Source organism: Paenarthrobacter sp. NyZ202 (assembly GCF_049860755.1).
GTDB lineage: Bacteria > Actinomycetota > Actinomycetes > Actinomycetales > Micrococcaceae > Arthrobacter.
The window spans coordinates 1,157,014-1,179,202 of the sequence record NZ_CP187556.1; the positions used below are offsets into that span (position 1 = coordinate 1,157,014).

General features: G+C 64.5%; 17 protein-coding genes. 13 read left to right on the forward strand and 4 right to left on the reverse strand.

Features of this window, described 5'->3' with window-relative positions; genetic code table 11:
* Nucleotides 1-74 precede the first annotated feature (74 nt).
* From ACPFL9_RS05530 to ACPFL9_RS05570, 9 genes are all read left to right on the forward strand, one after another.
* The gene (locus tag ACPFL9_RS05530; protein ID WP_426006281.1) at nt 75-1,145 is read left to right on the forward strand and encodes an alkene reductase; all 1,071 of its coding nucleotides are present in this window, start codon (nt 75-77) and stop codon (nt 1,143-1,145) included.
* A gap of 223 nt (nt 1,146-1,368) precedes the next feature.
* Nucleotides 1,369-2,067 carry a GntR family transcriptional regulator gene (locus ACPFL9_RS05535; RefSeq protein ID WP_426006283.1) on the forward strand — a complete coding sequence of 233 codons (699 nt, stop codon included), beginning with the start codon at nt 1,369-1,371 and terminating at the stop codon, nt 2,065-2,067.
* A 265-nt stretch (nt 2,068-2,332) separates the two neighbouring features.
* Nucleotides 2,333-3,337 (forward strand): sugar phosphate isomerase/epimerase family protein, encoded by a 1,005-nt coding sequence (locus ACPFL9_RS05540; protein WP_426006285.1) that lies wholly within the window; start codon nt 2,333-2,335, stop codon nt 3,335-3,337.
* Nucleotides 3,338-3,342: 5 nt separating this feature from the next.
* Nucleotides 3,343-5,097 carry a dihydroxyacetone kinase subunit DhaL gene (gene dhaL / locus ACPFL9_RS05545; protein WP_426006287.1) on the forward strand — a complete coding sequence of 585 codons (1,755 nt, stop codon included), beginning with the start codon at nt 3,343-3,345 and terminating at the stop codon, nt 5,095-5,097.
* The gene (locus tag ACPFL9_RS05550) at nt 5,094-5,576 is read left to right on the forward strand and encodes a ribose-5-phosphate isomerase (RefSeq protein WP_426006288.1); all 483 of its coding nucleotides are present in this window, start codon (nt 5,094-5,096) and stop codon (nt 5,574-5,576) included. The genes dhaL and ACPFL9_RS05550 overlap by 4 nt, the downstream gene beginning before the upstream one ends.
* A 2-nt stretch (nt 5,577-5,578) precedes the next feature.
* Nucleotides 5,579-6,547 (forward strand): 3-hydroxyacyl-CoA dehydrogenase family protein, encoded by a 969-nt coding sequence (locus tag ACPFL9_RS05555; RefSeq protein ID WP_426006290.1) that lies wholly within the window; start codon nt 5,579-5,581, stop codon nt 6,545-6,547.
* Nucleotides 6,548-6,566: 19 nt separating this feature from the next.
* The gene (locus ACPFL9_RS05560; protein ID WP_426006291.1) at nt 6,567-7,331 is read left to right on the forward strand and encodes an SDR family NAD(P)-dependent oxidoreductase; all 765 of its coding nucleotides are present in this window, start codon (nt 6,567-6,569) and stop codon (nt 7,329-7,331) included.
* Nucleotides 7,332-7,532: 201 nt separating this feature from the next.
* Entirely contained in the window at nt 7,533-8,882 is a 1,350-nt protein-coding gene (locus ACPFL9_RS05565) for an MFS transporter (protein ID WP_426006293.1), read from the forward strand.
* 44 nt (nt 8,883-8,926) lie between these two features.
* On the forward strand, nt 8,927-9,646 hold the full coding sequence (locus ACPFL9_RS05570; RefSeq protein WP_426007494.1) for a triose-phosphate isomerase family protein: 720 nt from the start codon (nt 8,927-8,929) through the stop codon (nt 9,644-9,646).
* A 102-nt stretch (nt 9,647-9,748) separates the two neighbouring features.
* On the opposite strand, the gene ACPFL9_RS05575 is transcribed toward ACPFL9_RS05570, so the two are convergent.
* Nucleotides 9,749-13,312 (reverse strand): TM0106 family RecB-like putative nuclease, encoded by a 3,564-nt coding sequence (locus ACPFL9_RS05575; protein WP_426006294.1) that lies wholly within the window; start codon nt 13,310-13,312, stop codon nt 9,749-9,751.
* 98 nt (nt 13,313-13,410) lie between these two features.
* On the opposite strand from ACPFL9_RS05575, the gene ACPFL9_RS05580 reads away from it, so the two are divergent.
* On the forward strand, nt 13,411-13,875 hold the full coding sequence (locus ACPFL9_RS05580; protein WP_426006295.1) for a nucleoside deaminase: 465 nt from the start codon (nt 13,411-13,413) through the stop codon (nt 13,873-13,875).
* Between the two features lie 106 nt (nt 13,876-13,981).
* Here the strand turns inward: ACPFL9_RS05580 and ACPFL9_RS05585 are convergent, their stop codons facing one another.
* Nucleotides 13,982-16,258: a hypothetical protein gene (locus ACPFL9_RS05585; protein WP_426006296.1), complete on the reverse strand. Its 2,277-nt coding sequence runs from the start codon at nt 16,256-16,258 to the stop codon at nt 13,982-13,984.
* 316 nt (nt 16,259-16,574) lie between these two features.
* On the opposite strand from ACPFL9_RS05585, the gene ACPFL9_RS05590 reads away from it, so the two are divergent.
* On the forward strand, nt 16,575-17,006 hold the full coding sequence (locus ACPFL9_RS05590; protein WP_426006297.1) for a CBS domain-containing protein: 432 nt from the start codon (nt 16,575-16,577) through the stop codon (nt 17,004-17,006).
* Nucleotides 17,007-17,088: 82 nt separating this feature from the next.
* Here the strand turns inward: ACPFL9_RS05590 and ACPFL9_RS05595 are convergent, their stop codons facing one another.
* Nucleotides 17,089-17,385, reverse strand: a complete 297-nt coding sequence (locus ACPFL9_RS05595) for a hypothetical protein (RefSeq protein ID WP_426006298.1) — start codon at nt 17,383-17,385, stop codon at nt 17,089-17,091.
* An 87-nt stretch (nt 17,386-17,472) separates the two neighbouring features.
* Here ACPFL9_RS05595 and ACPFL9_RS05600 point away from each other — a divergent pair, with 87 nt between their 5' ends.
* The gene (locus ACPFL9_RS05600) at nt 17,473-19,890 is read left to right on the forward strand and encodes a Tex family protein (RefSeq protein ID WP_426006299.1); all 2,418 of its coding nucleotides are present in this window, start codon (nt 17,473-17,475) and stop codon (nt 19,888-19,890) included.
* A 180-nt stretch (nt 19,891-20,070) separates the two neighbouring features.
* On the opposite strand, the gene ACPFL9_RS05605 is transcribed toward ACPFL9_RS05600, so the two are convergent.
* On the reverse strand, nt 20,071-20,973 hold the full coding sequence (locus ACPFL9_RS05605) for an MSMEG_6728 family protein (RefSeq protein ID WP_426006300.1): 903 nt from the start codon (nt 20,971-20,973) through the stop codon (nt 20,071-20,073).
* Between the two features lie 83 nt (nt 20,974-21,056).
* On the opposite strand from ACPFL9_RS05605, the gene ACPFL9_RS05610 reads away from it, so the two are divergent.
* Nucleotides 21,057-22,088 carry an adenosine deaminase gene (locus tag ACPFL9_RS05610; protein ID WP_426006301.1) on the forward strand — a complete coding sequence of 344 codons (1,032 nt, stop codon included), beginning with the start codon at nt 21,057-21,059 and terminating at the stop codon, nt 22,086-22,088.
* The last annotated feature ends 101 nt before the right edge of the window (nt 22,089-22,189 follow it).

Below are 22,189 nucleotides of genomic sequence, written 5' to 3' on the forward strand. Positions count from 1 at the left end.
CGCCTCAATCGGAATAGTTGCAGACGCTGCACAGTTGCTCAGGGTGAACCTGATCATTCTGAAAGGAACTGCGCATGCTGTTTTCTCCGCTGGCACTCGGTGAACTCGAACTCCCCAACCGACTGGTCATGGCGCCGTTGACGCGCCTGCGTGCAGGGCTGGATGGAGTGCCTAACGATCTCATCGCCGAGCACTACAGCCAGCGCGCATCGCTGGGACTGATCGTCAGTGAAGGCACGTACCCGACTCCTGCTGGCCAGTCCTACCCGGGCCAGCCCGGCCTGGTCACGGAGGAGCAGATCGCCGGCTGGAAGAAGGTCACTGACGCGGTCCACGCAGAAGGCGGCCGGATCTTCGCGCAAATCATGCACGGTGGCCGCGTTTCCCACGCAGACATCACAGGTGGTCACGAGATTGTTGGCCCTAGCGCCGTCGCCATCGAAGGTGAAGTCCGCACGCCGAACGGCAAGCAGGCCTACCCGGTCCCTCGCGAACTCCGTACCGATGAGTTGCCGGCCGTCATCCAGGAGATCGTTACCGCTTCCCGCAACGCCATCGAGGCCGGTTTCGACGGCGTGGAACTGCACTCCGCCAACGGCTACCTCCTGCACGAGTTCCTCGCGCCGAATTCGAATGTCCGCACTGACAGCTACGGCGGTTCTCCGGAAAACCGCGCCCGCTTTGTCATCGAGACCGTGAACGCCGTGGTTGAGGCGCTCGGTTCCAACCGCGTGGGTATCCGTATCTCGCCCGAACACAACGTGCAGGGCATTGCCGAGGTGGACGCCGCAGACGTCCGCGCCACCTACGAAGTCCTGGTGGACACGATCGCGCCGCTCAACCTGGCCTACCTGAGCATCCTGCACCACGAACCCAAGGGCTCCCTGGTCCAGGACCTCCGCGAGCGCTTCAACGGCACGTTCCTGGTGAACACGGGATTCAGCGAGATCACCACGCGTGAGGAAGCCATCGCCCTGGTGGCAGATGGCCTGGCCGACGGCGTAGTTGTGGGCCGGCCGGCTATCGCGAATCCTGATCTCGCCCGCCGCTGGCGCGAGGGGCTTCCGCTCAATGAGCCCAACGCCGCGACGTTCTACGCCGATGGTGCCGAGGGCTATACGGATTACCCCTTCTACGCCAACTAGGCGCGAAGCACCCCAGCGAAAGCACGACGCCGGCACCCACCTGAGGTGCCGGCGTCGTAGGTTACCCCCGAGCACCCAACTAGGTCGCAGCAGAGCGCGTTTTGAGCGCCCAAAACGCGCTCTGCTGCGACCCAGTTGGGGGAGGGGCGGAATGTGACGCCCGGGAGGGGGCAGTTTGGGCGGGGTCCGGCCCAGGAAGTGCACGTTCCTATAGGATTTGTGCATGCCTGAAGCTTCCCCGAGCTCCGTCCGTGCCGGCTTTCCCGTGAGCCGCCAAGTCCTTGCCGACCACGTCTATGAGGCACTTCTTGAGTGGCTGATGGACGGGAGGCTCGAGCCGGGAGCTGCCGTCAGCATCGATGGCATGGCGCGGGAACTCGAGGTTTCACCGACGCCCGTCCGGGAAGCACTGGCCCGGCTTGAGCACACCGGCATGGTCCGCCGGGTGGCCCTCAAGGGATATCGCGTAGCCCCGGTGTTCACCCGTGAAGACTTCGCGGAGCTGATGGAAGCACGGCTTTCGATCGAGCCGGTCAACGCGCGCCTGGCGTGCTCACGGATGACGCCCGAGGGCCTGGACGCGCTGAAGCAGGCGGTCGAGGACCTGAAGACGGCTCCCCGTGGTGGGACCTTTGCCGAGTATCGCAGCTACCTTGAAGCCGACGAGCGGTTCCACCAACTCATCGCTGCCCAGGCCAGCAACCAGTTCCTCCTTGCCGCGTACAACACGCTCGGCGGGCAGATCCAGCGTTTCAGATTGTTCGGGGGAGTTGGGATCACTGACGCTGAGCAGGCCATCGCGGAACACCAGGCCGTGCTTGATGCGATGATCGGCGGGGATCCCGAGAAAGCAGCCCAAGCGATGATTGACCACGTGGAGCAAGTCCGGGGTCGCGCGATGGCGGACGCGCCGCAGGACTGACAAGCTCGAGCGCATTGATTGCGCAGCCCTTTACGCCATACGCACCGGGTATGAACCGGTAGCGCACCCTTTCGCGCCCGGCGCATAGGTGGGTACAGGTGCGATCGGCGGTAGGAGATGCGCCGCAAAGGACCCCACGCCGTGACCCTCTTCACAAGCATATGTAAGACATATAGGATCTAGGAAGTTTCCAGCAAAGGGTTGACAGCTTGCCTTGATTCGTAAATCCTATAGGAAACAGGATTGCACGAAGGAGTGATTACTCATGACGTACACCGCCGAAAACTGGCCCATCACCGCGGCCCTCCTGCAGTTCCCGGGCACGGATGCCTCGGGCCAGCAGGTCAACGACGCCGATGCTTCCGTTTGGGCCGCAGTCCTCCAGGAAGTCAAGGACGCAGGTTTCGCAAACGCGGACCTCACCGACAGCTGGGTCCGCCCAGGCGACCTCAGCAGGGAGCGCCTCGCAGAGTTCAAGGACACGGCAAAAGAGGTGGGCATCGGCGTTCCCGTCATCTCGGCGATCCGCCGCAGCGTCATCCACCAGCAGGACTGGGCTGACAACCTTGCCTATAGCCACCGCACCATCGATGCCGCTGCGGAACTTGGCTGCGAAGTCGTCTCTTTCGGCCTGCACCAGGCCATCACGCCGGAACAGCAGAAGCAGCTGTGGTTCTGGACCGTTGAGGGCTACAAGGATCCGGTCGGAGACAAGGAAGCCTGGAACAACGCCGTCACCCGCATCCGCGAACTTGGCCGCCACGCAGCCGAGGCCGGCATCCTGATTTCGCTGGAGATGTACGAGGACACCTTCCTGGGCACCGGCGACTCGTCCGTGCAGCTCGTTCAGGACATTGGCCTGGACAATGTGGGCCTCAACCCGGACCTCGGCAACCTGATCCGTTTGCACCGGCCCATCGAGGACTGGCGTGAACTGGTCCACAAGACCCTGCCGTACTCCAACTACTGGCACATGAAGAACTACATCCGCGACGAAGACGTGGCCCGCGACAGCTACATCGCCATGCCGTCCCCCATGGAGAGCGGCCTGATCAACTACCGCGAGGCGTTCAAGTTCGCTCTCTCCGTGGGCTTCCAAGGCATCCTCTGCGTAGAGCACTACGGCGGCGACGGTCTCAGCGTCACGGCCAGCAACCAGGACTACCTGCGCCGCCACATCCTCCCCAAGAAGGACGGGTACGCGCTGGGCCAGAGCAAGGTGGCCCAAGGACGCCAGCAGCCCGCCACCTCCGAGTTCGCCGGAGTCTGACCGCCATGACACAGATCTTCGACAACCCGGCGGACTTCGCCGATGAGGCACTGGACGGCTTCGTGGCCGCCAACCGCAGCTACGTTGCCCGTGTTGACGGCGGCGTGGTCCGCTCGACGGAAATCCCCGCAGGCCAGGTCGCGTTGGTGATCGGCGGCGGTTCGGGACACTATCCGGCCTTCGCCGGCTTGGTGGGCCCTGGTATCGCGGCAGGCTCGGCGTGTGGCAACATGTTCGCCTCTCCCGCAGCCGGCCAGGTGTACCGCGTGGCCAAGGCTTCCAATGCAGGCGGGGGAGTGCTGCTGAGCTACGGCAACTACGCCGGCGACGTCCTCCACTTTGGCCAGGCGCAGTTGCGGCTGAATGCCGAGGGAATCGAAACCCGTACCGTCCTTGTTACTGATGACATCGCCAGCGCACCCCTCGACCAGATCGAGAAGCGCCGCGGGATCGCCGGTGACCTCACCGTGTTCAAGATTGCCGGAGCCGCAGCAGAAGCGGGACTGAACCTCGACGACGTCGAGCGTTTGGCCATCAAGACCAACTACCGCACGCGCTCGCTCGGTGTGGCCTTTGACGGCTGCACGTTGCCGGGCGCCAAGGACCCGCTGTTCCACGTTCCCACGGGCCAGATGTCGCTCGGCCTGGGGATCCACGGCGAACCCGGCATCTCAGAGCACCCCATGCCCACAGCTTCCGAGCTTGCTGATCTCCTGGTCTCCAGGCTCCTCGCGGACAAGCCGGACGACGCAGGTGACCGTGTGGTTGCGATCGTCAACGGGCTGGGTACGGTCAAGTACGACGAACTCTTCCTCCTGTTCGGCAAAATCGAGAAGCTCCTCACCGCAGCAGGCCTCACGGTGGTTGAGCCTGAATGCGGCGAGCTGGTCACCAGCCTGGACATGTCCGGTTTGTCGCTGACGCTGCTGTGGCTGGATGACGAACTGGAGCAGTACTGGTCCGCGCCCGCCGACACGCCCGCCTTCCGCAAGGGAAGCATGGCACCTCGCGCGCCCCGCACCGCTGCTGTGGCGGACGACGCCGAAACCTCCGAGAGCGAACAGCCCACCGAAGCCGCGGCTGACCTCGGGCGGCAGGCGGTGGCCGTGCTCGCGCAGGTGAGGGACGTCGTCGTCGAACATGAGGACGAACTCGGCAAGCTGGACGCGATCGCCGGCGACGGTGACCACGGCATCGGCATGCGCCGGGGCGTGGACGCTGCGGCCGCTGCCGCTCAGGCAGCATCCGGTGCGTCGGTCGCGCGGGTGCTTCTGGAAGCCGGTGAAGCCTGGAGCGAAAGGGCCGGCGGAACGTCCGGTGCGCTGTGGGGTTCGGCCGTCATCGCTGCGGGGCAGGCGCTCGGCAACCGGGAGTCCTACGCAGCAGCCGACGCCCGGGCAGCCGTATCCGCATTCGCCAACGCCATCACCGAACTGGGCAAGGCTGACACCGGGGACAAGACCATGGTGGACGCCCTGCTGCCGTTCCGCGACACCTTCCTGGCAGAGCTCGACGGCGGTGCCCCGGTTGACCGGGCCCTGGCAGTGGCCGCCGCTGCGGCGGAGTCCGCTGCCGCGGCAACCGCGGACCTGCGCCCCCTCAAGGGCCGCGCCCGTCCACTGGCGGAGAAGAGCCTCGGACACCCGGATCCCGGAGCGGTTTCCTTTGGACTGATCGCGGCACGTATCTCGCAATTCATCGATTCACAACTGGCCCCTGCCGCCTTCACGGCACCGGCCGGAAACGGAGCAGAAGCATGAGTACAACCGAAGGCTGGCGGATCGTCGTCGGCAATGACGAGGCAGGCGTCGAGTACAAGAACGCCTTGAAAGCGTTGCTTGAAGCCGATCCCCGCGTAGCTTCCGTGACGGACGTGGGAGTTGGCGCCAATGACTCCACCGCCTACCCGCACGTCGCCGTCGATGCCGCACGCAAGGTGGCCGAAGGAGAAGCCGACCGTGCCTTGTTGATTTGCGGTACCGGCCTGGGTGTGGCCATCGCGGCCAACAAGGTCCCTGGCATCCGTGCGGTGACAGCCCACGACAGCTACTCTGTGGAACGCTCCGTACTGAGCAACAACGCCCAAGTCCTTACCCTCGGCCAGCGGGTGATTGGCCTTGAACTGGCCAAGAAGCTCGTGGGTGAATGGCTCGATCACCGCTTCGACCAGAACTCTGCGTCCGCCGCGAAGGTAGACGCGATCTGCTCCTACGAACCCGACTACACGAAGGCAGTCTGACCATGACGTCAACAGAAAACCAAGCCCGGAAGATCGCCGTCGTAGGATCCGGCTACATGGGCGGCGGCATCGCCCAGGTGCTGGCGCTCGGTGGCGCGCGCGTGGCGCTGGCAGACGTGTCCGCCGAAGTAGCGCAGAAGAACTACGACCGCTTGTTGGAAGAGTCCGACCAGTTCATTGCCGACGGTTTGTTCCCGGCGGGCTCCACCGAGATCCTGAAGCAGAACCTGTGGGCCGCCAAAGATATCGAAGAAGCCGTTGCCGACGCCGACTTCATCGAGGAAGCCGTTCCAGAGGTGCTTGAGATCAAGCACGCCACCCTGTCCAGGATCAGCGCTGCGGCCAAGCCGGACGCGCTGATCGGTTCCAATACGTCCACGATCTCCATTGCCGCCCTGGCTGAGGCAGTCACGGGTCCGGAACGGTTCCTGGGCGTTCACTTCTCCAATCCGTCGCCGTTCATCCCGGGCGTCGAAATCATTCCGCACGCCGGAACCTCCGTGGAAACAGTGTCCGCATCGCGGGACCTGGTGCACGCGGCCGGCAAGCAGACCGCCGTCGTGAAGGACGTCACCGGTTTCGTGCTCAACCGCCTGCAGTATGCGCTGTTCCACGAAGCGGCACAGCTGGTGGAGCAGGGGATCGCAACAGCGGACGACGTCGACACCCTGGTCCGTACGACGTTCGGCTTCCGCCTGCCGTTCTTTGGTCCGTTCGCCATCGCGGACATGGCCGGCCTGGATGTCTACAACTTCTGCTACAAGTCGCTGCAGACCGGGTTCCCGGAACGCTTTGCGACGCCGAAGATCCTGTCCGACCTGGTGGAAGCCGGCAAGCTCGGCACCAAGACCGGCGCTGGATTCCTCAACGTTCCGGCCGAGCGCACGCCGGAACTTATCGCTTACCGCAACAAGGCGTATGTGGCCATGCAGAAGCTCATTGAAGAGCTTGGCCCGGCACCGATCAACTAACACTTACAGGAGAAAACGCATGACTTTCCCCGCATCACGGACAGCTGTCGTTACGGGAGCTGTCTCGGAGCGTGGCATCGGCCGCGCAACCGTCAACTACCTTGCCGCGCAGGGCTGGAACATCGGCATCATCGACCTTGACGACGCCACGTGCAAGGCTGCAGCCAAGGAAATCGCCGCCGAGTACGGTGTCCAGGCGCACGGCGTGGGGGCCAACGTGGCCAGTGAAGCCGAGGTCCGCGCCGCCATCGACGAACTGGAAGCCGAACTGCCGCAGATCGTGGCGTTGGCCAACGTTGCCGGCGTCAGCTCGCCCATCGGCTACCTGGAACTCGAACCCGCCGAATGGGACCGCGTGCTCAGCATCAACCTCAACGGCGTGCACTTCGCTACCCGGCGCGCAGCCGAATCCATGGTCAAGAACGGCATCGGCCGCATCGTCAACATCTCCTCCGTCTCCGCGCAGCGCGGCGGTGGCACGTTCTCCAAGACCCCGTACTCAGTGGCGAAGGCAGGCGTCATCGGCCTGACCCGCGCAACGGCACGGGAACTGGGAGAGTACGACATCACCGTCAACGCGATCTCACCCGGCCCGATCGATACCGACATCATGGGCGGAACCTTGAGCGAGGAACGCAAGGACGAACTCGTCAAGGACCTCGTGGTGAACCGGGTCGGTTCCACCCGTGACATCGCCGCAGCCATCGCCTTCCTCATCAGCGAGGACGCCGGATACATCTCCGGCCAGACGCTGAATGTGGATGGCGGCCTGTACATGCACTAGGCGCAGACCATGCGGACCTGGACAAGAGAACGCAAGATCTACCTTGCCGTGGGCGTCCTTGCCTGCGCCGTGGGCCTCGTGCTCATTTTCTTCCCGCGCTGATTCACCCCTGCCAAAGGCCCTGCCTGGCTTTGTGCTGCCCTGGCGCGGCAGCTTCACCACAAACTGACTACCCCTGTGGTTACTCAAAGAGGAGTTTCAATGTCTGTTGCCACCAATTCCACCAAGGAGTTGCTGGAAACGCCGGTCCTGAAATCGGCCATTTCCAAGGCATCGCTGCGGCTGATGCCCATGCTTGTCATCCTGTACATCGTGGCCTTCCTTGACCGCACCAACGTTGGCTTCGCGGAGGCCGCGCTGGAAGTAGACCGGGGCATCACAGCGGGCGCCTACGCCCTGGGTGCCGGGATCTTCTTCATCGGGTATGCCCTGTTCGAGATTCCCAGCAACCTGCTGCTCACCAGGTTCGGCGCCAAGGTGTGGCTTGCCCGCATCGCCGTGACCTGGGGCATTGTTTCTGCCTGCTTCGCGTTCGTCCAGGGTGAGACGTCCTTCGTGATCCTGCGTTTCCTGCTCGGTGTCACCGAGGCCGGACTGTTCCCCGGCGTCATCATGTTCCTTGCTGCCTGGTTCCCCAACAAGGTCCGCGTCAAGATGTTCGCCATCTTCTACCTGGCACAGCCTTTCTCCCAGATGATGGGGGCACCGCTGTCCGGATGGCTGATCAACATCGGCGACCAGGTGCCCGGCGTCGCCGGATGGCAGGTCATGTTCTTCGTTGAAGGCATGCTGGCTGTCGTTGCCGGTATCGCCGCCTACTTCTTCCTCATCAACAGCCCGCAGGACGCCAAGTTCCTCAGCAAGGAAGAGAAGAAAGCCCTGACCGACGTCATGGCGCTGGAAGACACCGTCAAGGAAGAATCAGGCCCGCGCGGTGTCTTGGCGTCCATGCGGAACGGCCGCGTCTGGTACTTCACCGTGATCTACTTCTGCCTGCAGGTCGCGGTGTACGGTGTCACGTTCTACCTTCCGCAGCAGGTCGCCCAGCTGACGGGACAAAAGGTGGGGCTCGCCGTCGGGCTCCTGGCCGCCATCCCGTGGTTCTTTGGGATCTTTGCCTGCTACTTCATCGGCAAGGCCGCCAACACTGTGGCGCGGCGCCGCCGCTGGGGCACGGCACTCTTCGTCTCCACCGGAATCTGCATCTTCGGTTCCGCGTGGGCCGGCGCCAACCACCTCCCGGCGGTGGGCATCATCTTCATCACCCTCGCCGTCTGCAGCTTCCTGTCCACCGGCCCCATCTGCTGGTCCTACCCGACGGCGTTCCTCACCGGTACTGCCGCCGCTGCGGGCATCGGCCTGATCAACTCCCTGGGCAACCTGGGCGGTTTCGTGGCTCCGATCCTCCGGACCACGGTCAACCAGGTCACGGCCTCAGACACAGGAACCATGGGCGTCTACGCGCTGGGTATCCTGCCGTTCGTCGCCGCAGTGATGATGTTTGGAACGCGCGCGTTCAGCAACAAGGCCGACGAGCTGCTGGGCAAGTGACATTCCTCAAAAGCGGGCCCCAGTACATAGGGGTCAGCACCAAGATGTACCTCGGCTACGCGCAATCCCTGGCGTGGTTGCGACACCTGGTGAAAGAAGTGGACGCCCGTCCGGCCCTCGCGGCCGGACGGGTAGTCCCGTTTGTCATCCCGTCCTTCCCCGTGCTGCCGGACGCGTCCGACGTGGTGGCCGGTACGCCCCTGGTGCTCGGTGCGCAGAATTGCGGGTGGGAGGACGGGCCCTGGACAGGCGAGGTCTCCCCGTCGATGCTGGCCGAGCTGGGGGTGGGCCTTGTTGAAATCGGGCATGCCGAGCGGCGGCGCTGGTTCGGCGAGTCCGAGGCGATGATCGCACTCAAGGTGCGTGCCGCCCTCGAGCATGGTCTCACTCCCTTGCTGTGCGTCGGGGAGACCGAACGGGTGCCTCCGGCTGAAGCCGCGGCCTTTGTGTTCGGGCAGATTGAATCGGCAGTGTCCGGCGACTGGTCCCTCGCCGGGAAACTGGCTGTTGCCTATGAACCTGTATGGGCCATCGGTGCTGCGGAACCTGCCTCGGCGCAGTTCGTCTCTGACGTGGTGTCGCGGCTGCGTGGCCTGCTGGCCCCGCAGGACCTGGCCGGGCTGCCCATCATCTATGGGGGCTCTGCCAAGCCTGGGCTCCTTCCTCAGCTGGACGGGGTTTCGGGGCTGTTCCTGGGCCGCTTCGCGCACGATCCCGTGAACTTCGGCCGCGTGCTGGACGAGGCCCTGGCCCTCCCCAGCTAGGCCTCGCGTTTCCCCAAGCTAGCCCCCCGTTCTCCCAACTGGGTCGCACTTGTGCGCGTTTTCAGCGCTCATAACGCGCACAAGTGCGACCTACTTGGGTACTTAGGCGCGCCGGCAGAGGGCGATGAAGCCGCCCAGGTTCTCCAGGCCTTCGGGATGTGTGGGCAGGTAGTTGGTCAGTTCGGGTGAACGCACGACGACGGCACGCCACTTCCCGCGCGACACCGCCACGTTGATCCGGTTGCGGGAGAGAAGAAATTCCATGCCCCGCGGAACTTCGTCGGCCGCCGAAGCGGCCATGGACGCGATGACCACCGGAGCCTCCTGGCCCTGGAATTTGTCCACCGTTCCCACCCGGACTGCGCCGAGCCCGGCGGCACGGAGCTGGTGCTTGATGAGTTGTACCTGGGCGTTGTAGGCCGCGACCACCAGAATGTCAGTCTCGGAGAGGGGGCGTGGGGCGGCTTCCTCTTCGGAGGGATCCAGCCACGTGAGGCCCACATGGGCTTGCACCTGGCGCACCACCTCTGCGGCCTCTTCCGGGGATGACGTGGAGTTGCCGGTGTGGTGTACATAGACGCACGAAACCCCGGGCTGTGCAGCGTCGAGGTGTCGCTTTGACGCAGCCGGTGCCGCCTCGAGCCGGCCATCGTAGGACAGGGCGGACACGGCATCGCACAGCGCAGGATGCATCCGCCACGAGAGTGCCAGGAAGTAGCCGAGCTCCGGTGGCAGGGTGTTGTAGCCGTTCGAGAGCCAGCCCAAAGCGGATTCATCAACCGGCTCGGGATGTGTTCCCTGGGTAACCTGAGGCAGTTGCTGGGGATCGCCCAACAGCAGGAGGCGCTTGGCGGCGCGGCTCACGGCCATGGTATTGGCGAGCGAGAATTGCCCAGCCTCGTCGATGACCAGCAGATCCAACGAACCTGCGGGAACGGAATTTCCCACCATGGTCCAGGCAGTTCCCCCGATCAGTGCGCCGCCCGGCCTGGAGAGGGCTTCCTGAACGTCGGCCTTGGCGCATTGCGTCCACGGCAGGGGGTCGTGGTGTTTGACTTCCTTGGCCACCCTCTGCGGATCGACGCCGGCTTTCTCCACGGCAGCGCAGAGCATATGTTCCACCACGGCGTGTGATTGCGCCACGACGCCCACTTTCCAACCGTCAGCCACCAGCCGGGCCAAAACGTGGGCCCCCACGTAGGTCTTCCCGCTGCCCGGAGGTCCCTGCACGGCAAGGTAGGAGTTGTCCAAATCCTTGACGGCTGCCGTGATCGCTTCGATGTAGCCGTCCGGTCCGGATGGTACCGGCGGCAACTCGCTTAGCGTGCGCAGCCTGGGTGGCTTCCTACGGACCAGATCCAGCGCAGGGTGGTCCGGCCACTCCGGCAGGGTGCTACGCAGGCGGGTGGCCAGAGCGGCCAACGCGGCCTTTTGGCCGGTGGTGGGTATGGGACTGTCCGGCGTCAGTGCCATGGGAAGCTGGTTGAATTCTGCTGAGTCTTTGCGGAGGGGCTCGCAGATGGTGACCGACTCCAGGTCCCCTGCGTCGCCTACGTCGAGGACCTCTGTGTTGTTCCACCCCGCCCTGCCGAGCGCTGCGGATTCCTTGGCTACCAAGGAGTCGGGCAGGGGAGGGCCGTACATGCGGAAGTAGGTCTTGCCCGGCTCCAGCCCGGCACCGTCCCCGGAACGGCCAACGAGCTTGACGATCCTTGCCGGCTGTTTGCGGGGGCTTGGCTTGGCCCAGTCCTTCACTACCTCAGCGTGGTCCACAATGAACAAATCCCGCCCGTCCTCCCACTGCGAGGTGGGTTTCTCAAGGCGATCAAAATGGCCCCACCAGTACTGTTTGTCCTCCCGGCGGTGATACCCAACCCCTGCTGCCACGATGGCAATGGCCCGCGCATCCGTTGAAGCACGCTGGTCCTCCGGCAACCCGTCAAGGTAGTGGAACAGCGCCTGTTCCTCCGGTGCGGCTTGGTACTTGTCCTCCTCCGGTGGGGGCCCGGAATCCTCCGACGCGGCATCAGCCCCACCGGGAACAATGCCCCGCTCCGCAGCCCGTGCCAGCAACCAGTTCCTTAGCTCCAGGGTGGACAGGCAGTCGTACTCGTTGTAGTCGCGGATGCTTTCCAGGATGGCTGCTGCCTGCTCCGCTTGTCCGGTGTCCCGTGCCGTGCAGTAGTCGGCGTAGGCAACCACGGAGGCGCCGGCGTCGGTCACGTCACCGGACCGCAAGTGCCGGCCCATATACAGGGGCTCGAGTTTCTTGATGCTGTAGGAGTTCTCCGACACCCGGAGGCTGTGCCGGACGGTGTCATACAGGTCCACCAGGACGCCCTGGCGCAGGAGGTCGTCGACGGCGGCCTCGCCCACCACATGTGCCAGTGACAGGTTCCGAAGGGCGGTTTTCTCGTAGGCGGCGTAGTGGTAGATGTGCATGCCAGGGTACTGCGCCCGGCGCTTGGCAACGTAGTCCAGGAAGTCGACGAAGGCTTGCCCTTCTTCAGGCCGGGAGTGCGCCCAGAACGGCCGGAACACTGGTATTGCCCCGGGTTCGGTGGGGTTTTCGATGACCCCGAACAAGTACTCCAGTCCCCATTTGCCGGTCACCGGGTCCTGCCAGAGGGGGTCGCCTTCAAAATCGAAGAAGATATCTCCCGGATCAGGATCGGGCAGCCTGCCCAGGGTGTTGTCCGGCAGGATCTTGTAGCTCACGGTCTTGGCCGTACCCGCTTTGTCCGTGTAGTTGACCGTTCCGTCCGGGTTCCCGGCGCCGGTCTGGAGCTGGGCCTGTTCGCGGAGCCGCAGGAGGGTGTGGTCACCCTCCTGGGGAAGGGCCGCCAGTTGGTCGATGGTGGTGACGCCGGACTCGATCAGCTTCTTCCTCCGGCTCAGGCGCATGCCCGCCACCATCAGAAGGTCTCGATGCAGCAGGACCTGCTCGGCACAGAAATCGCAGCGGCCGCACGCGGTATAGCGGGGATCTCCCCACTGGACCGGGCCGGATGCGGCAACATGCTCTACCGTCATTCTGAGGAACCGGTCCCGGCGTTCCCGGAAAACAGGCAGGATCTCCAACAAAGGGTGGTCCGAGTGGACCCGGTTGCCCAGGACCAACGTCACGGTCGGGTCAGGCATGATCCTGGCCTTGAGGAGCTGATCGCCATAAGCTGCCAACTGCAGCAACGCAGTGACCTTGGCGTGCCGGGCCAGTTTGGTGTCGAACACAGCGTATGTGCCGCCCGGTTTCCTGACCAGGAAGTCGGAGCGTCCGTGGAATTGTCCGTCGAAGAACGCAGCCTGGAATACGATGTCCGCCCCGGACCGCAGGGCGTCGATGGATTCCGCGTGCTTGGCCGAAAGGCTGGCGCGGTCCATCGCGGTGGCGGGTTCGACGTCGTACACGCCTTTTCCAGTAGCCGCATCCCAAGGCCCGAACTCGGCGATGAAGTCGTCCAAAACACGGTGTTCGTGAAGATCGCCCAGCTTGGCGGTGCGTTCCAGCATGGCGTCCTTGGCGAAATCCGGGGCTGGCGAGCGTCCCAGTTTCACGTCCAGTGTGCGCAGCAGCTGGTACTCGCAGGTGGCAGCTATGACGAGGTCGCTGGCCGAATAGACCAGGTCCTGCGGTGCGTCCGCCGCTTCCGGATCGAGGAAGAACACGGTGACCTACTCCTTATCCAAGCAAAGCTGAAACCCTTGCAGCCAAGCTATCAGCGGCCACCGACGTTTTTAGCGTGCGGTGCCTCTAGACTGCCCCCATGACGCAAGGAACCCACACTACGGACCCCGCCTTCGAAGCAGCTTTCGAGGCAGCTTTTGAGGCAGCACAGAAGAGCCTCAGGGAGGGCGGCATCCCGATCGGAGCCGCTTTGGCGCGCGGCGGTGAAATTATCGCCAGCGGCCACAACGAGCGGGTACAGAACGGCGACCCGATCGCCCACGGCGAGATGTCAGCCCTGCGGGCAGCAGGGCGTCAAAAGAGCTACAGGGACACCACCCTTTACACCACGCTGGCTCCCTGTGCCATGTGTACCGGGACCATTATCCAGTTCAAGATCCCGCGCGTCGTGGTGGGGGAGGCTGAGACCTTCCCCGGCGAATTCGACCTCCTGCGCTCCAGAGGCGTTGAGGTGCTGGTCCTCAACGACCCCCGGTGCGTGGACATGATGCGGACCTTCCAGCGCGAACGCCCCGAACTGTGGGCGGAGGACATCGCCGAGTAGCGGCCATCGCGTGGAGACCAGCAGTAAGGGTGCGACGGCGGCACCAAGGGCGGGGTGCCGCCGTCGCCGGCTGCTGGGAGCCACATGTCAAAGAGTCATCCGACGACTATTTGGCAGGCTTCCCTGGAGCCGACCGGCGGGAACGGGCCGCCGGAGTGGAAGGGATCAGTTCTTTGACCTGGGCCACCACGGCGGGGTTGGCACCCCGGCTGCCCAGGTCCTTGGCCAGTTTCTCCACCTCGGACTTCGCTGCAGCAGCATCGTCCGCCATGACATGCAATCCGGTCCGCAGCTCCACCAGGTTCCGGTAGGCGAGGTTGTTCGCCGCGCCTCCGCCTTCCCGGTAGCTGGCAAGCCCCGGGTCGGTCAGGGCAAGTGCCCGTTCCGGGTCGGCGCTGTGGTGCTTGACCAGCTTTGCTTCCTTCCGGCGGTAGAAGTCGTCTCCCACGGACTGCGCGACGGCGGTCGCGGCCTTGACGCCCAAAGGCTCGCCGCCGAAACGCTCGGCTGCCTCGGTCAGGGTGTCCAGCCCCTTGCTGAGGTACGGGGACATGGACCCTTCGAAAGCGAGGGTGAGACCGACCTCGCGGGTGAAGAACTCAGGAGCGAAGCGGTCCTCTTCCCGGGTGACAGGGAAACCAACGCGCAGCGGCAAGGTGTTCGACGCCTGGACGATGCCGTCAGTGGAGTACACGGCCCGGACCAGGTACTGGCCCGGCTCGTCGAAGGCGAATCCTTCAACGCCAAAAGCCAGCTGGACCAATTCGCTGTACCGGTCGCTGCCGTCGCTGTCCCCACCCGCCGGCGCCAGGGTCACCGGTTCCGGAAGGCCGTAGAAGCACACCACGGATTCGTGGAGCACCACGGTGCCATTGGGCTTCTGCACGTACACGGTGGTATTTCCAAAACGCGGATCAAGCCGCCCGTCCACCAGCAGTGGAGCGTCGCTGGTGTTCCTCAGTCGGAATTCGATCGCCACCGGCTCCATGTAGTCGAAATGGGGCTTGGAGGACAGCATCAATTCCACATCGCTGCCGGGACCGGAGACCGTCATGGACCCGGCCGGAGATTCCAGGTGCCCGCCGGACGCCCAGGGATCGCCGCCCATGATCACGGCGGCCCGATCCCCGTGGCGCAGGTGGAGCAACTCGTCGTCGTCGAAGCGGAACCTGAAGTTGCCCCAGAAGGTATCTGCGCCGTTGCGCTGGTCGTACTTCCAGTCGTAGTTCATCCAGGAGAGGGAATCGGGCCGCGCCTTGTCCCAGGCGTGCAGGTAGTTGAAGGCGTGGCCGGCCTCGTGGACCCAGGTGTACAGGAAGTGGCGCATTGCCCATGCCTGGTCCTGGGTGGTGGGGGTGGTCACCAGGTTGGTAAACCACGAATGGTTGCGGAACACTGCGAAGCCCTGCCTGTCCGGTCCGCGGCCGGCACCGCCGAAACCGGCGGCGGCGTCGAACATGATGCCACCCACCCCGGCATTGTCAAAGATGCCGGCCTGGATGCCCCACATGTTCCACGCCGGCCAGCCGGAGGTGAACTTGCCGAACGAGGTTTCCATGGCGTCGTGCAGTTCACCGACGCTCCAGGACGAGAAGCCGGCAGCACTGTCATCAATCACCGTGTGGACGGGATCCACCGTGACCGCCACTCCGGCGTCGCGGTAGGCGGACTCGATCGTGATGGTGCGGTTGGAAAGGTCGGCCGGCCTGTTGTTGTGGAGGTGCGTGTTGTACACGGGGACCTTGGGCTCGGAATCCACCGAGGCGCAGTAATCCAACTCAAGATTGATATCGCGGAAGCAGTCCGAGCGGTATTCGCAGGCGTATGGCTGGCCCGCTGTGCCCCCGCTGGTGAAGGTTGCCACAGCCCCGGTGATCGCGCCTTGCGACCAGGACACCACGATCTTCACAGTGGTGGCCGGATGGGTTCCTTTCCAGTAGCGGACAGTTCCGGTGATGTGGGCGTTGCACCTGGTGATGCTGACCGTCGGCCTGTCCACGATCCACGATTCCACATACGTCTTCACCAGCTGGAACCGTCCACCCACACGGACGAACCGGGTGCTGTAGAAGTCGCCGCTGACTTTGTTCAGGACAGGGCCCTCCAGGTTCCTTCGTGGATCGATATCCAGGCGCAAATCCAGGGAACTGCCGATCAGGGCAGCACCTCCCTGGCGGCCTTCGTACCTGCCGCTGATTGCTGTGGACCGCCAGCACCGCCACCAGTCTTCCGGTGGCCACGGAACAGGACCGGGCGGCAGGGGCGAAGGATCAGGAAGGGGAAAGGGGCCAGGGCCCGGTGGGACCGGCGGGAGCGGCGGTACGGGAAGGGGGCCGTCGGGGACAGGTGTGAATTGGGATCCGGGGACGTTGGGGGAGTCCATGGGGGTTCTTTCTCGCGCTGGAATCACATGTGCGTTCGCCTGGGAGTTCGCTCAGGCGGCATGCCGGTTCCGGGCAGGGGGTGCGAATGTGGAAGCCCTTACGAGTCAAGGATGGCCAGTGCCCAGAAGCCGTGCGTAACCCGAAAATGAGGATACTCCAGCGAATGGAATATATCCAGAGGGGTTGCGGAATTTTCTCCCCTCCGGGATGTTCCGGCCGCTGGTCAGCGGTAGCAGCCAAGCGTAGGCTGGCATGTATCGGCGCAGGAGCCGAAGGACCCCGCGTCGATGAATCCCAATCGATGAAGGAGGACCCATGAGTGTCGTACGCGAATTCATGACAACGGATGCCCAATGTATCCCGGAAGACAGGACTCTCCAGGAAGCCGCCCGCATGATGAGGGATCTGGACTGCGGTTCACTCCCGATCTGCGGCATGGACGGCAAGCTCACCGGCTTCATCACCGACCGCGACATCGTGGTCAAGTGCCTGGCCGAGGGCAAGGATGCACGCGAAGTCCGTGCCAGCGAACTCGCTACCGGCAAGCCCTACTGGATCGACGCGGACGCCAACGTTGACGAAGCCATCTCCATGATGGAGGAGCACCAGGTGCGCCGGCTTCCTGTCATCAGCGACCACAAGCTGGTAGGCATCATCAGCCAGGGCGACATCGCCAGGAACTACTCGGAACAGCGCGTGGGCGAAATGGTGGAGCACATCTCCGCCAAGGAGCACATGCACCACTGAGGCGTCCGCCGTCGTTGAGGCCCTGGGGCAGTCAACCATCCGGCCCAAACCCATGAATCCAGCCGCCGCGAAGCGCTCCCCGTCAGAGGAACGCCTCGCGGCCCGTTCCTTCACGCAACACCAGCCCGCCTTCCTCGATGGAGACGATCAGGCTCTTGGGTTTTCCCGCCAGCTTCCTGGTGGCGCTGAGATTCCTGCTGCTGACCTCCACGCCCACGGTGGCGCCCTTGGCCGGCAGCTCCACTGTCAATTCATCGGCCATGCCCAGCAGCATCTTGGTGGAAACGTTCCGCTGGGACACGGCTTCCTTGCCGTTGACGGTCACCGACACGTCATCGGACTCGAACCCGTCCTGGAGGATGATCAGCAGTTCCTGCATGCTCCAACTACAGCACCAAGACCCCGTTCCGGATAGGCCCTGTGCTGCCCCGACCTGAAAACTGTCAGCCGGGTAAGGCAAACTGTCATGGTGACTGAACTACTCCACACAGACGCTGCCATCTACGAACTGATCGCCAAGGAACTTGGCGTCAAAGCCTGGCAGGTCAAGGCCGCCGTGGAACTGCTCGACGCCGGATCCACCGTTCCGTTCATCGCCCGCTACCGTAAGGAAGCCACCGGGACGCTGGATGACACCCAACTGCGGGACCTGGAAGAACGGCTCCGCTACCTGCGGGAGCTTGAAGAACGCCGCAAGAGCGTCCTCGAAGCGATCGAAGCCCAAGGCAAGCTGACCCCGGAACTGCGTGCCGCCGTCGTGGGCGCAGACACCAAGGCGCGGCTGGAAGACATTTACCTGCCCTTCAAGTCCAAGCGACGCACCAAAGCGCAGATAGCCCGCGAAGCCGGGCTGGAGCCGCTGGCCGACGCGCTGCTGGCAAACCCCCGGTTGGACCCCGTGACGGAAGCCGCCAAGTACCTCAACGCAGAGCACGCGGTGGAGGACTCTGCGGCAGCGCTCGCCGGCGCCCGGGCAATCCTGGTGGAGCGCGTGGCCCAGGATCCCGACCTCGCTGAGGACCTGCGTGAACGCCTGTGGAAGCAGGGACGCATGGTGTCCCGCGTCAAGAAGGGGATGGAAAGCGAAGGCCAGAAGTTCAAGGACTACTTCGACTTCACCCAGGTCCCGTCCGGAATGCCGTCGCACCGCGTGCTTGCCCTCTTGCGCGGCGAAAAGGACGGTGTCCTGGAGTTGGACCTCGCCGAGGCAGATCCCGCGGACGACGACGCCCTGGCCGCCGCCCGCACCAGGTACGAGAACGCTGTGGCCAGGTGCCTTGGAGTCGCCAACCAGGGCCGCCCCGCTGACCTGTGGCTGACACAGACGGCACAGCTCGCGTGGCGCGGACGCATTCTGGACCGGCTCACCACCGACCTTCGCGGTCGTCTCTTCGCCGACGCCGAGGACGAGGCCGTCCGCGTCTTCGCTGCCAACCTCCGGGACGTCCTGTTGGCCGCGCCCGCCGGCAACCGGGCCACGCTGGGGCTCGACCCCGGGCTCCGGACCGGCGTCAAGGTGGCTGTGGTGGACGGCACGGGCAAGGTGGTTGCCACGGACACCATCTATCCGCACGCGCCCGCGAAGAAGTGGGACGAGGCTTTGGGCACGTTGGCACGCTTGGCCAGGCAGCACAGCGTGGAACTGGTGGCTATCGGCAACGGCACAGCTTCGCGGGAAACGGACAAGCTGGCAACGGAGCTCATCAAGTCCCTCGATGCCGCAGGCATGCCAGGGGTGCAGAAGCTGGTGGTCTCGGAGGCCGGTGCATCCGTGTATTCCGCGTCGGCACTGGCTGCCTCCGAGCTTCCCGGCATGGACGTTTCGCTCCGCGGCGCGGTTTCCATTGCGCGCCGCCTGCAGGATCCCTTGGCGGAACTGGTCAAGATCGAACCCAAGTCGATCGGCGTGGGGCAGTACCAGCACGATGTCACGGCGGCAAAGCTCGACCGTTCGCTGGATGCCGTGGTGGAAGACTGCGTGAATGCCGTGGGCGTGGACGTCAACACCGCCTCCCCGGCGCTCCTGAGCCGCGTGGCAGGTGTTGGTCCGCTGCTCAGCGAGAACATCGTGGCCTACCGGAATGAGAACGGTCCCTTCGGCAAGCGCAGCGACCTGAAGAAGGTACCCCGGCTGGGGGCCAAGGCGTTTGAACAGTGCGCGGGATTCCTCCGGATCACCGGCGGGGCAGAGCCGCTCGATGCCTCCAGCGTTCACCCGGAAGCCTACTCGGTCGCTCGGAAAATCCTGGTTGCTGCCGGCGGTGGTCCAGCCACGTCCCTGGATCCGCAGGCTTTTGTTGATGGAACATTCGGTTTGCCGACGGTCAAGGACATCATGTCCGAGCTCGAAAAGCCCGGCCGTGACCCCCGTCCTGCTTTCAAGGCAGCCTCGTTCTCCGAGGGGATCGAGAAGATCTCGGACCTGGTGCCCGGCATGATCCTGGAAGGTACGGTGACCAACGTTGCCGCGTTCGGTGCCTTTGTGGATGTCGGCGTACACCAGGACGGACTCGTCCACGTTTCTGCCCTGTCCAACAAGTTCGTCTCCGATCCACGCGAGATCGTGAAGTCCGGCCAGGTGGTAAGGGTCAAGGTGCTCGAAGCCGATCCGGAGCGCAAGCGCATCTCGTTGACGTTGAGGCTCGACGACGAACCCGGTACCGCCGGGCGTGGTGCGGGTGGACGGAGCGCAGGCGAACGTGACAGCGGCCAGCGCGGGAATGGCCAGCGTGGGCAGGGCCAGCGCAAGCAGGGTGATAACAGGCAGGGCGACCGTCGGCAGGGCCAGGGCAACCCGCGCACCGGTAGCCCCCGCCAAGGCAGTCCCGCGCCGGCGGACACGGCCATGGCCGAAGCCCTCCGACGCGCCGGCCTCGGCAAATAGCGCCGCCCCCGGCCCACAGATTCCCACCCCTCACCCAAGTAGGTCGCAGTTGTGCGCGTTTTGAGTGCTCAAAACGCGCACAACTGCGACCTAGTTGGGCAGGGCGGGCAGAGGCTGGGCAGGGCGGGTGCCGGGCGGGCCGGGCGGGTGCCGGGCAGGCCGGGCGGGTGCCGGGCGGGGTTATGGTGCCGGGACGGGGAACAGGACCCGGGGGTCCTGCAGCAGGGCAGGGTAGTCGAAGGCTGCGCGGTCAATTACGTCGGTCAGTTCGAAGTTCCGCGCGAACTGACCGTCAACGGTGATCGGACGGCCCACGACCCTTCCCAGTGCAAAGATTCTCCCGCCCTCGAACGGAACGGCGATCTCCGTCTTGCCCGGCAGGGTGCTGAACGCTTCCTCTGCTGCGAGGCGCTTGCGGGTTGGCTTCTTCGCCTGGGGCTGCGGGGCCCTCTTCTTCGGTCCGCCGAGGTTGCGGCGTGACTTTTCCTCCACGTAGACGAACTGATACTCGTCGGGATCTGCCTTGGCTTTGGCTTTGCCGTGCGGTGGCAGGCTGACGGTGGACAGGTCTTCCGGGCGGAGGTCCTCGACGGGAGCCCGCAGGATCCAGAGGCGTTCGTCTTCCGGATCCTCCGGGTGGAAGGTGTGGCGCGGTTCCGGCCAGACGTAGTCCAGCCGTTCTTCGGTGCCGGGGAACAGCGGGCCGTAGAACCGGGGATCCTTGCCGATCAGCTTGGACCGGTGGCTGGCGTGCAGGTCTTCGTCGCCCAACCACGGCGGCATGGCGATCCGCGAAACGTAGTCGGGGTGGGCTGCCTGCGGAGCGAATTCGGTGATATTTGAACGGGTGTTGTCCGGATGTCCGCGCTGGATCCACTCGTCGGCCATCGCCAGGCCGTACAGGGTCAGTGCCGGGACGTGACCCATCCACATCCGGACGGCGGGGTGTTGCTGCCAGCCGTAGTGGGGGATGACCAGGGCGCGGAGTACCTGGAGGGCCTCAACACGCTGTTTGCCGAGCCGCGCGGTGTCCAGCGCCGCGGCGCTCTCGCGGAAATCGGCGAAGGGGAGGAAAGTCTGCATCCCTTCAGTTTGGCGGTGCGGCCGCGCATAACCAAGTTAGGTGCCCCGGGACACATGCAGTTGTTCGGGCCTACAGTGGTCGGGTGGAAACTATTGGTGAGAAAACGACGACGACGGCGCCCCCGGTTGCCGAACTGCACCTGCACATTGAAGGGACCCTTCAGCCGGAACTGATCTTCTCCCTGGCTGAACGCAACGGCATCGACCTGCCATACGAAGATCTTCCCGAACTGCGCGAAAAGTACGAATTCACGGACCTCCAGTCCTTCCTGGACCTCTACTACGCCAACATGGCGGTTCTGCGCACGGAACAGGACTTCACGGACATGACCAAGGCGTACCTGGAGCGCGCAGCGGCCGGTGGAGTGCGCCATGCGGAGATCATGATGGACCCGCAGGCCCACGTGAACCGGGGAGTGCCGCTGGAGACGTGCGTCAACGGCATCGCCAACGCCCTGGCTACTTCCGAGGAGGACTTCGGGGTGTCCACGCTGCTGATCGCTGCGTTCCTCCGGGACGAATCCGAGGAGTCGGCGCTGGAAGTGCTGGAGCAACTCCTTGCCATGCATGCCCCCATCGCGGGTATCGGCCTGGACTCCGCAGAGGTGGGCAACCCGCCGTCGAAGTTTGAGCGGCTGTACCAGCGCGCCACCGAAGCCGGACTCCACAGAATTGCCCATGCCGGAGAGGAAGGTCCTGCCACGTACATCACGGAGGCGCTGGACGTCCTGCATGTGGAACGGATCGACCACGGGATCCGCTGCATGGAAGACACCGAGGTGGTGCAGCGGCTGGTAGCCGAACAAGTGCCCCTGACCGTGTGTCCGCTCTCCAATGTCCGGCTGCGGGCCGTGGACAAGCTGAGCGACCACCCCTTGCCGGACATGCTGGCAATTGGGCTCAACGTATGCGTGAACTCGGACGATCCGGCGTACTTCGGCGGTTATGTTGACGACAACTTTGAGCAACTGGTCAAGGTGCACGGGTTCTCGGTCCCGGAGCAGGCCACTTTGGCCGCCAACTCCATCCGGTCATCGTTCGCCAGCGATGCCCGGAAGGCTGAACTGCTGGACCAGGTCACGGAGTGGGTCAAGGCATCAGTCCCGGTTGAGTAGCGTTGGGGCGGGTCGAGCCGCTGGAGGCGAGACCCGCCCATCACTTTCGGCCGCGTCCGATGTCACACTCGGTCACGACACACGCTGTTAACCAATTACAG

Excerpts from the sequence above, each read along its gene's own strand:
- ACPFL9_RS05530 (WP_426006281.1), top strand. The coding sequence starts at position 75 with ATGCTGTTTTCTCCGCTGGCACTCGGTGAACTCGAACTCCCCAACCGA.
- ACPFL9_RS05595 (WP_426006298.1), bottom strand. The coding sequence starts at position 17,385 with ATGCAGGAACTGCTGATCATCCTCCAGGACGGGTTCGAGTCCGATGAC.
- ACPFL9_RS05540 (WP_426006285.1), top strand. The coding sequence starts at position 2,333 with ATGACGTACACCGCCGAAAACTGGCCCATCACCGCGGCCCTCCTGCAG.
- ACPFL9_RS05570 (WP_426007494.1), top strand. The coding sequence starts at position 8,927 with ATGTACCTCGGCTACGCGCAATCCCTGGCGTGGTTGCGACACCTGGTG.
- ACPFL9_RS05600 (WP_426006299.1), top strand. The coding sequence starts at position 17,473 with ATGGTGACTGAACTACTCCACACAGACGCTGCCATCTACGAACTGATC.
- dhaL (WP_426006287.1), top strand. The coding sequence starts at position 3,343 with ATGACACAGATCTTCGACAACCCGGCGGACTTCGCCGATGAGGCACTG.
- ACPFL9_RS05550 (WP_426006288.1), top strand. The coding sequence starts at position 5,094 with ATGAGTACAACCGAAGGCTGGCGGATCGTCGTCGGCAATGACGAGGCA.
- ACPFL9_RS05580 (WP_426006295.1), top strand. The coding sequence starts at position 13,411 with ATGACGCAAGGAACCCACACTACGGACCCCGCCTTCGAAGCAGCTTTC.
- ACPFL9_RS05535 (WP_426006283.1), top strand. The coding sequence starts at position 1,369 with ATGCCTGAAGCTTCCCCGAGCTCCGTCCGTGCCGGCTTTCCCGTGAGC.
- ACPFL9_RS05560 (WP_426006291.1), top strand. The coding sequence starts at position 6,567 with ATGACTTTCCCCGCATCACGGACAGCTGTCGTTACGGGAGCTGTCTCG.
- ACPFL9_RS05555 (WP_426006290.1), top strand. The coding sequence starts at position 5,579 with ATGACGTCAACAGAAAACCAAGCCCGGAAGATCGCCGTCGTAGGATCC.
- ACPFL9_RS05590 (WP_426006297.1), top strand. The coding sequence starts at position 16,575 with ATGAGTGTCGTACGCGAATTCATGACAACGGATGCCCAATGTATCCCG.
- ACPFL9_RS05585 (WP_426006296.1), bottom strand. The coding sequence starts at position 16,258 with ATGGACTCCCCCAACGTCCCCGGATCCCAATTCACACCTGTCCCCGAC.
- ACPFL9_RS05605 (WP_426006300.1), bottom strand. The coding sequence starts at position 20,973 with ATGCAGACTTTCCTCCCCTTCGCCGATTTCCGCGAGAGCGCCGCGGCG.
- ACPFL9_RS05565 (WP_426006293.1), top strand. The coding sequence starts at position 7,533 with ATGTCTGTTGCCACCAATTCCACCAAGGAGTTGCTGGAAACGCCGGTC.